This is a genomic window from Rhodoferax sp. GW822-FHT04A08 (genome assembly GCF_058801025.1).
Genome location: NZ_JBXAMW010000010.1, coordinates 119,767 through 131,765, shown reverse-complemented (window position 1 = coordinate 131,765; position 11,999 = coordinate 119,767). Strand labels below are relative to the sequence as shown.

At 59.5% G+C, this 11,999-nt stretch carries 12 protein-coding genes; 4 read left to right on the top strand and 8 right to left on the bottom strand.

The genetic code is table 11. The features are described from left to right. The first annotated feature begins 8 nt into the window (after positions 1-8). Entirely contained in the window at positions 9-1,061 is a 1,053-nt protein-coding gene (locus AC1RMF_RS18735; protein ID WP_493143483.1) for a CDP-6-deoxy-delta-3,4-glucoseen reductase, read from the top strand. 7 nt (positions 1,062-1,068) lie between these two features. Here AC1RMF_RS18735 and AC1RMF_RS18730 read toward each other — a convergent pair whose 3' ends face one another. The 8 genes from AC1RMF_RS18730 to AC1RMF_RS18695 form a co-directional block, all read right to left on the bottom strand. Beyond that, positions 1,069-1,920 carry a DMT family transporter gene (locus AC1RMF_RS18730; RefSeq protein ID WP_493143481.1) on the bottom strand — a complete coding sequence of 284 codons (852 nt, stop codon included), beginning with the start codon at positions 1,918-1,920 and terminating at the stop codon, positions 1,069-1,071. A gap of 73 nt (positions 1,921-1,993) precedes the next feature. After that, positions 1,994-2,713 carry an ABC transporter ATP-binding protein gene (locus AC1RMF_RS18725; protein ID WP_493143479.1) on the bottom strand — a complete coding sequence of 240 codons (720 nt, stop codon included), beginning with the start codon at positions 2,711-2,713 and terminating at the stop codon, positions 1,994-1,996. An 11-nt stretch (positions 2,714-2,724) separates the two neighbouring features. Then, positions 2,725-3,495, bottom strand: coding sequence for an ABC transporter ATP-binding protein (locus tag AC1RMF_RS18720; RefSeq protein WP_342618451.1), 771 nt, complete (start codon positions 3,493-3,495; stop codon positions 2,725-2,727). Between the two features lie 19 nt (positions 3,496-3,514). Beyond that, complete coding sequence (locus tag AC1RMF_RS18715; RefSeq protein WP_342618452.1) at positions 3,515-4,600, bottom strand: branched-chain amino acid ABC transporter permease; 1,086 nt, start codon at positions 4,598-4,600, stop codon at positions 3,515-3,517. A gap of 13 nt (positions 4,601-4,613) precedes the next feature. Next, entirely contained in the window at positions 4,614-5,543 is a 930-nt protein-coding gene (locus AC1RMF_RS18710) for a branched-chain amino acid ABC transporter permease (protein WP_342618453.1), read from the bottom strand. 220 nt (positions 5,544-5,763) lie between these two features. Next, positions 5,764-7,068 carry a replication-associated recombination protein A gene (locus AC1RMF_RS18705; protein ID WP_493143476.1) on the bottom strand — a complete coding sequence of 435 codons (1,305 nt, stop codon included), beginning with the start codon at positions 7,066-7,068 and terminating at the stop codon, positions 5,764-5,766. A gap of 7 nt (positions 7,069-7,075) precedes the next feature. Continuing rightward, a complete protein-coding gene (gene lolA, locus AC1RMF_RS18700) occupies positions 7,076-7,711 on the bottom strand; it encodes an outer membrane lipoprotein periplasmic chaperone LolA (protein WP_493143474.1) in 636 nt (211 codons plus the stop codon). A 2-nt stretch (positions 7,712-7,713) separates the two neighbouring features. After that, positions 7,714-10,059 carry a DNA translocase FtsK gene (locus AC1RMF_RS18695; protein WP_493143472.1) on the bottom strand — a complete coding sequence of 782 codons (2,346 nt, stop codon included), beginning with the start codon at positions 10,057-10,059 and terminating at the stop codon, positions 7,714-7,716. Positions 10,060-10,239: 180 nt separating this feature from the next. Between AC1RMF_RS18695 and trxB the strand changes: the two genes are divergently transcribed. The 3 genes from trxB (at position 10,240) to rpmG (ending at position 11,752) form a co-directional block, all read left to right on the top strand. Further along, positions 10,240-11,190, top strand: a complete 951-nt coding sequence (gene trxB, locus AC1RMF_RS18690; RefSeq protein ID WP_342618457.1) for a thioredoxin-disulfide reductase — start codon at positions 10,240-10,242, stop codon at positions 11,188-11,190. 144 nt (positions 11,191-11,334) lie between these two features. After that, positions 11,335-11,568: a 50S ribosomal protein L28 gene (rpmB, locus tag AC1RMF_RS18685; RefSeq protein ID WP_087496789.1), complete on the top strand. Its 234-nt coding sequence runs from the start codon at positions 11,335-11,337 to the stop codon at positions 11,566-11,568. A 13-nt stretch (positions 11,569-11,581) separates the two neighbouring features. Continuing rightward, the gene (gene rpmG, locus AC1RMF_RS18680) at positions 11,582-11,752 is read left to right on the top strand and encodes a 50S ribosomal protein L33 (protein ID WP_342618458.1); all 171 of its coding nucleotides are present in this window, start codon (positions 11,582-11,584) and stop codon (positions 11,750-11,752) included. Positions 11,753-11,999 lie beyond the last annotated feature (247 nt).

Here is an 11,999-nt window from a genome sequence, read left to right as displayed (position 1 = left end):
CCAAAAAGATGAGTTCAACCGGCAACCATGCCTCCACCTTCTCCGTCACCGTACAGCCCAGTGGCCGGACCTTCACGGCAAGCAGCAACGAAACCGTCTTGTCCGCCGGCATCAGCCAGGGCATAGGTCTGCCCTATGGCTGCAAGGACGGTGCCTGCGGCAGCTGCAAATGCAAGATGCTCTCGGGTTCGGTGGTGCATGGCACCCATCAGGAAAAGGCCCTGAGCGCTGACGAAGCCGCCAAAGGATTCATCCTGACCTGCTGCGCGCAACCGCAATCCGATTTGGTGCTGGAGTCGCGCCAGGTGACTGAGGAAGGTGCCTTACCCATCAAGAAGATGCCCACGCGCGTGAGCAGCATGCAAAAGGTTTCTTCCGATGTGATCGTCATGAAGCTGCAACTGCCGGCCAACGACAACTTCCTGTACCGCGCGGGCCAGTACATCGAATTCATGTTGCGCGACGGATCGCGCCGCAGCTACTCCATGGCCAGCGCACCTGCTGAAGGTGCACCTATGGAGCTACACATCCGCCACATGCCCGGAGGCAAGTTCACCGATCTGGTGTTCGGCTCCATGAAGGAGAAAGACATTCTGCGCATCGAAGGACCATTTGGTTCATTCTTCCTGCGTGAGGATTCCGAGTCGCCCATCATCCTGCTCGCGTCGGGTACCGGGTTTGCGCCCATCAAGGCCCTGCTGGAACACATGCAGCACAAGGACATAAACCGCCCCGCCACGCTGTATTGGGGTGGTCGCAGGCCTGCGGACCTGTACATGGATGCCTGGGTCAAGGAGTTTGCCTTGGCACACCCGTGGCTCACTTACGTTCCAGTGGTGTCCGATGCGCTGCCCGAAGACGGCTGGACAGGCCGCACAGGATTCGTACACCGCGCCGTGCTGCAAGACCATGCCGACCTGTCAGCGCACCAGGTCTATGCCTGTGGTGCACCGATCGTGGTGGACTCTGCACGCAAGGACTTCTGCTCACAGGCCGGTCTGCCGGAAGAGAACTTCTTCGCCGATGCCTTTACTTCGGAAGCTGACAAGGCGCATGTCTGACCAGCAACTATTGCTGTACTGACTTCCACTCGCTGAACACCACCGCAAAGACCACAACGGCAGCCCCCAGGGCTGCCCGCAGGCTCAAGCCTTCCGACAGCCAAACCCAAGCGAACATCGCCGCAAAGACCGGCTCCATGGCGTAGATGAGTGCTGCCTTGTCCGCCCGCACATGGCGCTGGGCACGTGCCTGCAGGAACAGCATGCCTGCGGTGGCCACCACGCCCAGATAAGCCAGCCCCCAGAGGATTTCGACATTCAGCCGACTGCCCAGAGTCCGCAGCGTGTCCGTGTTCTTTGCATCCAGCACCATCCAGGCACACCCCAGCACCGCCATCCAGACAATTTGCGTGGCCGCCAGCATGCGCGCTTCATGCCGTCCGGCACGTGCAGACAGCACGATCACATAAATGGCGTATCCGGCTGCGCCAGCAACAGTGGCTGCATCGGCAACCCAGTCAGCGCCACCGTCCCAGGACATCAGGCCGATGCCCGCACAGGCGAGGACTGCGGCCAGCACGATGCGCCAGGACAGTGCATTGCCAATCACCACCCCGAACAGCGGAACCATCAGCACATTCAGGCTGGTGAGGAAGGCGCTGCGATTGCTCGAAATGAACTGCAGACCATAGGCCTGCGCCACGTAGGAAAACAGTACCAAGGCCCCCAGTAACGCACCATCGCGCCACGCTTTGCGCGGCGCGCGCACCGCCCAGGGCAACATGCAGACTGCCGCCAACAGAAAACGCAAGGCCGAGGTTTCAATACCGCTGAGCTGGGCCGTGGCAATCTTCAAGACGGGGAAGGTGGCGCCCCATACCAGGGTGACGAACAACAGGGAAATGACGTGGACATTCATGGGGGGAAACCAAAAACACGAAAGCCACACGGGGAAGTGCCCGTGTGGCTTCGCGCAGAAGAAGACGTAGTTCTTATTCGCCCAGATAGGCTGCGCGCACCTTGGGGTCGTTCAGCATCTGCTTGGCGTCACCGCCCATGGTGACGATGCCGGACTCCATCACATAACCGCGATTGGCAAGCGCCAGTGCGCGGCTGGCGTTTTGCTCCACCAGCAGAATGGTCACGCCTTGTGCATACACGTCACGCACCACTTCGAAGATCTTGTCGACCATGATGGGCGACAGACCCATGGAAGGCTCGTCCAGCAGCAGCACCTTGGGGCGGCTCATGAGCGCACGGCCCATGGCCAGCATCTGCTGCTCACCGCCCGACATGGTGCCTGCCAATTGGTCCTTGCGCTCCTTCAGACGCGGGAAGATGGTGAACATCTTCTCCATGTCGGTCGCAATATCGGCCTTGTCGCTGCGGATGTAGGCACCCATCTGCAGGTTCTCGATGATGGTCATGCGGGTGAACACACCACGACCTTCCGGCACCATGGCCAGGCCTTGCTTGACCAAGTCCCAAGGGCCTTGACCCTTGATGCTGCGGCCCAGGTATTCGATGTCACCAGCATTGATGGGAAGGGTGCCAGTAATGGCCTTCATGGTGGTGGTCTTGCCGGCGCCGTTGGAGCCGATCAGGGAAACCAGCTCGCCTTCATGCACTTCGAAGTCCACACCCTTGACTGCCTGAATGCCACCGTATGCGACCTTGAGGCCGGTCACTTTGAGTAAAGTCTGTTTTGTCATGTGTCTAGTCCTCAGTGCCCGCTGGTGCCCAGGTAGGCCTCAATCACTTTTTCGTTCTTCTGTACATCAGCCGGTGTGCCTTCGGCAATCTGCTTGCCGTAGTCCAGCACCGTGACACGGTCACACAGTCCCATCACCAGCTTCACATCGTGCTCGATCAGCAGGATGGTGCGGTTGTCCTTGCGGATCTGGTCAATCAGCTCGCGCAGCATGACCTTTTCGGTAGCGTTCATGCCGGCTGCGGGCTCGTCCAGCGCAATCAGTTGCGGATCGGTTGCCAGCGCACGGGCAATCTCCAGACGACGCTGGTCACCATAGCTCAGGGTGCGTGCCTTGTAGTCGGTGAACTTACCAATGCCCACGTAGTTCAGCAACTCCTGGGCACGGGCGGCAATCTCGGCCTCCTCCTTCTTGAAGCTGGGGGTGCGCAGCACCGCGCCAAACAGGCCGGAATGGGTACGGATGTGGCGACCCACCATCACATTTTCCAGGGCGGTCATTTCAGAGAACAAGCGGATGTTCTGGAAGGTGCGTGCAATGCCGGCCTTGGCCACCAGGTGCACTGCGGTGGGTTGGTAGGGCTTGCCTGCCAACTCGAAACTGCCGCTGTCGGGCGTGTAGAGCCCAGTCAGCACGTTGAAGAAAGTGGTCTTGCCGGCGCCATTGGGGCCGATCAGGCCATACACCTGGCCACGCTTGATATTGATGCCCACATCGCTCAGGGCCTGCAGGCCGCCAAAGCGCTTGGACACACCGGAGACGTTCAATACGGTATCTGTCATGTTGGTATTTCCCACTGCTTCAGGATTTGGCCGTCTGCAAGGACTTGCCGTGCTCGGGTGAGGGCCACAGGCCACGCGGCCTGGAGAGCATGATGGTGATCATGGCCAATGCAATCAGCAGTTGGCGGAGAATGGACGCATCCAGTCGACCGCCGGTAGCAGCTTGCAGGGGGCCTGCGACGAAGCGCAGCACTTCGGGCAGAGCTGACAGCAGCACAGCGCCCAGCACCACGCCGGGCAAATGCCCCACACCGCCAAGCACCACCATGGCCACGATCATCACCGACTCCATCAGGGTGAAAGACTCTGGCGAAATGAAGCCCTGGAAGGCACCGAACATCACACCCGACACACCACCAAAGGTGGCGCCCATGCCGAAAGCCAGCAGCTTCATGTTGCGGGTGTTGATGCCCATGGCCTTGGCCGCAATTTCGTCTTCGCGGATGGCCATCCAGGCACGTCCCACGCGCGAGAGTTCCAGGCGGTGGCAGATGACGATACTGAAGAGCACCAGCACCAGGAACAGGTAGTAATACAGCGAGACGGAGGCGATTTCAAAGCCACCGACCGATACCTTCTTGCCCAGATCCAGCCCGAAGAAGTGCAGCGAGTCGATCGAGCTGATGCCCTTGGGGCCGTTGGTGATGTTGATGGGCGCGTCCAGGTTGTTCATGAACACGCGGATGATTTCGCCGAAGCCCAGTGTCACAATGGCAAGGTAGTCACCACGCAATCGCAAGGTAGGTGCACCCAGCAGCACGCCAAACAGACCTGCCAGACCGGCACCGGCGGGGATGATCACCCACAGCGGCTGGTGCAGTCCATTGGGAAAGGTCTGCGCAATGAACTCGAAGGATTCCGACAAGTGCGGCGAAGACAGCAGGCCATACATGTAAGCGCCAATGGCAAAGAAAGCCACATAGCCCAAGTCCAGCAGACCGGCGTAACCCACCACAATGTTCAGGCCCAGCGAGAGCAGCACATAGAGCAAGGCCACGTCGGCAATACGCACCCAGGCATTGCCAAAGCTTTGCAGAAACAGCGGCAGCACGATCAGCGCAATACCCGCAGCAAGGAAAGTGACGATTTTCTTTTGTTGTGTCATGTTGATGTTCTCCTCACGCACGGTCAGCAACACGCTCACCCAGCAAGCCCGAAGGACGCAAGGTCAACACAATGATCAGCACGATGAAGGCAAAGATGTCGGAGTAGTTGCTTCCCAGCACACCACCGGTCAAGTCGCCGATGTAGCCCGCACCGATGGACTCGATCAGGCCCAGCAGGATCGCGCCGACCACGGCGCCAGCCAGATTGCCGATGCCACCGAACACAGCCGCAGTGAAGGCCTTGAGGCCAGGCAGGAAGCCCATGGCATGTTGTGCCGTACCGTAATTGGAGGCATACATCACACCGGCAATGGCAGCCAGCACGGCACCGATGATGAAGGTCGCAGAAATCACCATATCGGGCTTGACACCCATCAAACCCGCCACACGGGGGTTCTCGGCGGTGGCGCGCATGGCGCGACCGAGCTTGGTGTAATTGACCAGCCACATCAGCAGTGCCAACGAAACGGCAGTCACGCCCAGGATCATCACCTGGGTCGGCGTGATCACTGCCCCGGCAATATCAATGGGCGTGCTGGGCAGCAGCGTGGGATAGGACTTGTAGTTGGGCTTCCAGATGATCATGGCCAGCGTCTGCAAGAGGATGGACATGCCGATGGCGGTGATCAAGGGGGCCAGCTTGGGACTGTTGCGCAAGGGGCGGTAGGCGATCTTCTCAATCAGGAAGTTGAGAGTGGCTGCCACCACGCACGCTATGACGAGTGCAATGAAGAGGAGCACAAACCCTGGGATGCCGGGCATCGCGGGCTGCAGCCAGCCAATGACGGTCCAACTGGTCAATGCCCCCACCATCATGACCTCACCATGGGCGAAGTTGATGAGGTTGATGATGCCGTACACCATCGTGTAGCCGAGCGCGATGAGCGCATACATGCTACCTAACACCAGACCGTTGATGATCTGCTGTACCAATATATCCATAAACTTATCTCCGATTTGTGGCCGGCGCCTGAACCAACAAGCTGTGTTTGCATTTTGTTGACAAGCGGTTCGGCCTTGTGGGCTCTACCAGTTCCTAGCAAGAAACTCGCCACATTGGGTTTGGTGGCGCTTGAGTGGGGGGGATTGTAGCGAAAGGGGGCGGTGTTTCAGTCGCAGCGCGGCGGGGGTTTACCCTCGCGCGGTCGCGAATCATGGCCCATTAGTCGCTCTTATGTTTTTTTTGGTTGAGCGCATGCAAGGTTCGCATTTTCTCGGCAATGCGAATTTCCAGCCCGCGCTCCACAGGCTGGTAAAAACGTTGATCCTGCAAGCCATCGGGCAGGTATTGCTCGCCCGCGGCGAATCCATCCTCTTCATCATGGGCGTATCGGTAGCCCTTGCCGTAGTCCAGTTCCTTCATGAGCTTGGTCGGTGCATTGCGCAGGTGCATGGGCACCGGGCGTGTGCCGTCCTTCTTGATGAATGACTTGGCAGCGTTGTAAGCCTTGTAGACCGCGTTGGACTTGGGAGCCACAGCCAGATAGACCACGCATTCGGCCAACGCCAGCTCACCTTCCGGGGTGCCCAGGCGCTCATATACGTCGGCGGCATCCAGTGCCAGTCGCAGGGCTCGTGGGTCCGCCAGACCGATGTCTTCACTGGCCATGCGAATCAGTCGGCGCGCCATGTAGCGCGGGTCGGCACCACCATCGAGCATGCGTACAAACCAATACAGCGAGGCATCCGGGTCCGATCCACGCACACTTTTATGCAGCGCCGAGATGGTGTCATAAAACTGCTCGCCCCCTTTGTCATAGCGGCGCATGCGTTCGCCCAGCACCTTGAGCAGCCAGACGTCGGAAATCTCGGCAATCTTCTCCTGCATGGCGGCAATGGCCAGTGTCTCCAGCGTATTGAGCAGGCGTCGCGCATCGCCATCAGCATATGCAATCAGGCGATCCACTGCAGCCGCTTCAATCGCCGGCAGCGTGCTCTCGGCAATGGCCCGCTCCACGATCTGCTGCATGTCCTGCGGCCCCAGGGACTGCAACACATAGACAGCAGCACGCGACAGCAGCGCCGAATTCACTTCGAAAGAAGGGTTCTCCGTGGTCGCACCAATGAACGTGAACAAACCGCTTTCCACATGCGGCAGAAAGGCATCCTGTTGGCTCTTGTTGAAGCGATGCACCTCGTCCACGAACACGATGGTGCGCCGCTGCTCCAAACCATCGCGCGCGGCTTCTGCCTGTTCAACCGCTTCCCGGATGTCTTTCACGCCGCCCAGCACCGCACTGATGGTGATGAACTGCGCATCAAAGGCGTCTGCCATCAGTCGTGCAATGGTGGTCTTGCCGGTACCCGGCGGACCCCACAGGATGCAGCTGTGCGGCTGCCCGGATTCAAAGGCCAGACGCAGGGCCATGCCGGGACCCAGCAGATGCTGTTGGCCAATGACCTCGCCCAAACTCTTGGGGCGCAGGCGTTCGGCCAATGGCTGGTGATTCGACGCTGGCTTGGCCATACGGTGGCTATTGCTGGATCACGTCAGCGCCCGCAGGCGGCTTGAATTGAAACGCTGCAGCATCCAAGGGTGCGTTGACGCGCAGATTGCTGAACCGCATGACCGAGCGCTGTCCAAAACTGTCCACAATTTCCAACACCGACAGCTCCACCCCTTGAAAACCGACGCGCACGGACTGCAGCAAGCCGTCCTTGGCCTTGGGACTCGCCAGCACCCATTCAAGACCGTCCTTGTCGGGCGCGGACGTCAGCACAAAGTCTGCCTGCAGTGCCTTGAGATCGGGAGCCGAGGCAATGACTGCCGCAGGGCTGGAAGCCAGCGCCGTCGATTGCTTGCGCGACGTCACCTGATTCAGGTCCACGTCATACAGCCACAGCGTCTGTCCGTCGGCAACTATGGTCTGCTCAAACGGCTTGCGATAGTTGAAGCGAAAGCGGCTGGGGCGTGCAAACTCAAAGACACCACTGGAAGTCTTGGTACGCGCCGGCTGCCCCTCTTTGGCCGGTGCGGTCACCGTCTGTGTGAAGTCGGCACGCCCGGTCTTGGCCGTTTTGACAAATTGCTCCAGGCTATCCAGCCCGGAGGCGTTTGCAGTGATGGCCGTGGCGGCCAGCAGCCCGAAGGCAAATAGTTTTTTCAGCATGATTATTCGTTGCGCGCGGGCACCAGGATGTCGCGCTGGCCGCTGCTGCTCATGGAGCTCACCAAGCCGGCCTTTTCCATGTCTTCCACCAGTCGAGCCGCGCGGTTGTAGCCGATCTTGAGGTGGCGTTGCACCAGGGAGATACTGGCCTTGCGATTCTTCAGCACCACCTCCACCGCCTGGTCGTACATCGGGTCTTTTTCACCGCCTGCTTCGCCCAGCATGCCGCCCTCTTCCCCATCGACAGTGCCGCCTTCCAGAATGCCTTCGATGTAGTTGGGCTCACCGCCCTGCTCCTTGAGGTAGCTCACCACGCGGTGCACCTCATCGTCACTCACAAACGCGCCATGCACCCGTATCGGCAAGCCCGTACCACTGGGCATGTAGAGCATGTCACCCATGCCCAGCAAGGCCTCGGCCCCCATCTGGTCCAGGATGGTGCGGCTGTCGATCTTGCTGCTGACCTGGAATGCGATGCGTGTGGGGATGTTGGCCTTGATCAGGCCGGTGATCACATCCACGCTGGGGCGCTGTGTAGCAAGGATCAGGTGGATACCTGCAGCGCGGGCTTTCTGCGCCAGCCGTGCAATGAGCTCTTCAATCTTCTTGCCAACCACCATCATCAGGTCAGCCAGCTCATCGATCACCACCACGATGTGGGGCAGACGCTCCAGTGGCTCGGGGCTTTCGGGCGTCAGGCTGAACGGGTTGTAGACGAACTCGCCCTTGGCCTTGGCTTCGTCAATCTTGGCATTGAAGCCAGCCAGATTGCGAACGCCCATCTTGCTCATGAGCTTGTAACGCTTTTCCATTTCGGCCACGCACCAGTTCAGCCCATTGGAGGCCTGCTTCATGTCGGTCACGACCGGACACAGCAGATGGGGAATGCCTTCATACACCGACATTTCCAGCATCTTGGGATCGATCATCAGCAGCCGCACATCGCGTGCCTCGGCCTTGTAGAGTAGGCTCAAAATCATGGCATTGATACCCACCGATTTGCCGGAGCCGGTGGTACCGGCCACCAGCACGTGCGGCATCTTGGCCAGATCGGCCACGATGGGGTTGCCGATGATGTCCTTGCCCAGGCCCATGCTGAGCATGGACTTGGCTTCGTTGTAGACCTGCGAGCCCAGAATCTCGGACAAGCGAATGCTCTGGCGTTTGGCATTGGGCAACTCCAGCGCCATGTAGTTCTTGCCAGGGATGGTCTCCACCACACGGATGGACACCAGACTGAGCGAGCGCGCGAGGTCCTTGGCCAGTCCCACGATCTGCGAGCCCTTGACCCCCGTGGCCGGCTCGATCTCGTAACGGGTAATCACCGGACCGGGCTGGGCCAACACTACGCGCACTTCCACGCCAAAGTCCTTCAGACGCTTCTCGATCATGCGGCTGGTCATTTCCAGCGTCTCGGGCGAAACGGTTTCCTGCCGTTGCAATGCTTCGTCGAGCAAAGCCACCTGTGGCAGCTTGGAATCCGGCATCTCGCTGAAAAGCGGTTTCTGGCGTTCCTTGGCTACGCGGGTACTTTGCGGCACATCCACGTGCAGCGGCGGCTCAATAATGACTGGCTGCGGATGGTGCTGCACGATTTCCTCGCGCTCCTCGATCACCACTTCCTCACGCTCACGCATGGCCTGCTGGCCGATCTCAAAGTCCTGCGCCATTTCGCGCTTTTCCCGCTGGGATTCCACAAAGGAATAGATCCAGGCACCCAAGCGCTCCGCCACTTGCAGCCAGGAGAAGCGGAACACCAGCGAGCAACCGGCCAGGCCCAGAACGATGGCCACCAGGCCTGAGCCAGCAAAACCCAGCCAGCGCACACTCCACGCGCCCAGCACATAACCCAGCACGCCTCCGCTGTGACCCGGCAGCAGACTTTCGAATCGGTACAAACGTGTCCACTCCAACGTGGTGCTGCTGAAAAGAAGCAGGACCAGCCCGAGCCAGAATGTCCAGCGGTGGCTGAAAGCAGGTGATTGGGCTGATGCAGCGGTGTGACCTTCCGGCTGCAGCCCGTCCCCGCGCAGCCGCTGGGCAAGCATGGCCAACCATTGACGCAAGCAGACGGCCAGCCCCCACCAGGCCGAAAAGCCCAGCAAAAAGTAACTCATATCCGCCATCCAGGCACCCAGGCGGCCAGCGCGGTTCATAACCGCCAGCCCTGTCCCTGAGGTGGACCAGGCCGCGTCCTGCGGTGAATAGCTCAACATGGCGATCAGCCAGACGGCAATCACGATGAATCCGGCCACCAGGGCCAGTTCGTTGGCAAAACGTGCCAAACCGGTAGGAGTCGGTGTTGGCCGTGGGCCGGAAGACTGAAGAGTGTGTAGCGAATATGTCATGTGCAAAACCGAGACTGCAAGCTTACCCCATGCCCGTAAACTCGAACCCGTTCCAGCCCGGTATGGGTTCGGTTTGGCAAATCCCCAGCGCAGCGGGGCCTACAGGCGACTATTTACAATGGCACTTACGAGCCATCAGACGCAACCAGTGCGTAGGCCCACACTCTCAGAAAGCATTGCATGTCCTCCTCCAAACACGCCAAGGTCCTGGTCCTGGGATCCGGCCCCGCGGGCTATACCGCTGCCATCTACGCCGCACGTGCCAACCTCAGCCCCATGCTGGTGACCGGTATCGCCCAGGGCGGCCAACTGATGACCACCACCGAAGTAGACAACTGGCCCGCCGACGTCAACGGCGTGCAGGGCCCCGAACTGATGCAACGTTTCCTGGAGCACGCAGAACGCTTCAAGACTGAAATCGTTTTCGACCACATCAGTGCGGTCGACCTGAGCAAGCGCCCTTTCACCCTGAAAGGTGACAGCGGCGAATACACCTGCGACTCGTTGATCGTCGCTACCGGCGCCTCTGCCAAGTACCTGGGCCTGCCATCCGAGACGGCCTTCATGGGCAAAGGTGTGTCGGGCTGCGCCACCTGCGACGGCTTCTTCTACCGCAATGAAGTGTGCTGCGTAGTCGGCGGCGGCAATACGGCTGTCGAAGAAGCGCTCTACCTGTCCAACATCGCCCAGAAGGTGTACCTGGTGCACCGCCGTGACAAGTTCAAGGCCGAAGCCATCCTGATCGACAAGCTGATGGAAAAAGTCGCCGCGGGCAAGATCGAGCTCAAGACCTTCCGCACCCTGGACGAAGTGCTGGGTGATGCTTCCGGCGTCACCGGCATCCGCCTGAAGAGCACCGTGGACGGCTCAACCGAAGACCTGACGCTCAAGGGCTGCTTCATTGCCATCGGCCACGCGCCGAACTCCGAGATATTCAATGGCCAGCTAGAAATGAATGGCGGCTATGTGGTCACCAAGGGCGGTCTGAATGGCTTTGCCACCATGACCAGCGTGCCCGGTGTGTTTGCCGCCGGTGACGTGGCCGACCACGTGTACCGCCAGGCCATTACCAGTGCCGGAACCGGCTGCATGGCCGCCCTGGACGCCCAGCGCTTCCTGGAACAGGAATAGTCGGCTATAATCAGCGGCTTTGCTGGAAACAGCACAGGGTTACCGCCACCCTTTTTCTTGGCGAGGTGAGGTCTTGGCGAGATCGGTGTGCCTGTATGGCATGCGCGGATCGTGAGTTAAGACCGTTTCAATCGGAGTGTCCTCATGGCACGCGTATGCGAAGTAACGGGTAAAGGCCCGATGGTCGGAAACAACGTTTCCCACGCCAACAACAAAACCAAGCGCCGGTTCCTGCCGAACCTGCAATACCGCCGTTTCTGGGTGGAGTCTGAAAATCGCTGGGTTCGCCTGCGCATTTCCAACGCCGGCCTTCGTCTGATCGACAAGAACGGTATCGACTCTGTGCTCGCCGATTTGCGCGCACGTGGCCAAGCTTAAGGAGTAGAGCACCATGGCAACCAAAGGCGGACGCGAAAAAATCAAGCTGGAATCTACAGCTGGCACCGGTCACTTCTACACCACCAGCAAGAACAAGAAGACCATGCCCGAGAAGATGCTGATCAAGAAATTTGATCCCAAGGCTCGCAAGCATGTGGAATACAAGGAAATGAAGCTGAAGTAATTCAGGCTTCCCTTGAATCCCAAAAGCCCGCTCTCATGCGGGCTTTTTTGCGTCTGAACCTTTTGCATGTGATGTCTTTTGTATCTCGCCCGCGCTTGGCAAGGGACAGGCCTTTTGCTCCGTGTCCCCCGGGCTTCGCCCTCCTCCTTTACCTGCGCAAAAGGCCTGTCCCTTGCCAAGCGCTGGAGTGGTCGGCGCACCAAAAAGCGATCTCCAAAGCAGTTGACGCCCCACTTCTCGCAAGATC

What these genes read in the sequence shown, in the direction of transcription:
- lolA (WP_493143474.1), bottom strand. Translation starts at nt 7,711, where the DNA reads ATGCTGAAAAAACTATTTGCCTTCGGGCTGCTGGCCGCCACGGCCATC.
- trxB (WP_342618457.1), top strand. Translation starts at nt 10,240, where the DNA reads ATGTCCTCCTCCAAACACGCCAAGGTCCTGGTCCTGGGATCCGGCCCC.
- rpmB (WP_087496789.1), top strand. Translation starts at nt 11,335, where the DNA reads ATGGCACGCGTATGCGAAGTAACGGGTAAAGGCCCGATGGTCGGAAAC.
- AC1RMF_RS18705 (WP_493143476.1), bottom strand. Translation starts at nt 7,068, where the DNA reads ATGGCCAAGCCAGCGTCGAATCACCAGCCATTGGCCGAACGCCTGCGC.
- AC1RMF_RS18715 (WP_342618452.1), bottom strand. Translation starts at nt 4,600, where the DNA reads ATGACACAACAAAAGAAAATCGTCACTTTCCTTGCTGCGGGTATTGCG.
- AC1RMF_RS18730 (WP_493143481.1), bottom strand. Translation starts at nt 1,920, where the DNA reads ATGAATGTCCACGTCATTTCCCTGTTGTTCGTCACCCTGGTATGGGGC.
- AC1RMF_RS18720 (WP_342618451.1), bottom strand. Translation starts at nt 3,495, where the DNA reads ATGACAGATACCGTATTGAACGTCTCCGGTGTGTCCAAGCGCTTTGGC.
- AC1RMF_RS18695 (WP_493143472.1), bottom strand. Translation starts at nt 10,059, where the DNA reads ATGACATATTCGCTACACACTCTTCAGTCTTCCGGCCCACGGCCAACA.
- AC1RMF_RS18710 (WP_342618453.1), bottom strand. Translation starts at nt 5,543, where the DNA reads ATGGATATATTGGTACAGCAGATCATCAACGGTCTGGTGTTAGGTAGC.
- AC1RMF_RS18735 (WP_493143483.1), top strand. Translation starts at nt 9, where the DNA reads ATGAGTTCAACCGGCAACCATGCCTCCACCTTCTCCGTCACCGTACAG.
- AC1RMF_RS18725 (WP_493143479.1), bottom strand. Translation starts at nt 2,713, where the DNA reads ATGACAAAACAGACTTTACTCAAAGTGACCGGCCTCAAGGTCGCATAC.
- rpmG (WP_342618458.1), top strand. Translation starts at nt 11,582, where the DNA reads ATGGCAACCAAAGGCGGACGCGAAAAAATCAAGCTGGAATCTACAGCT.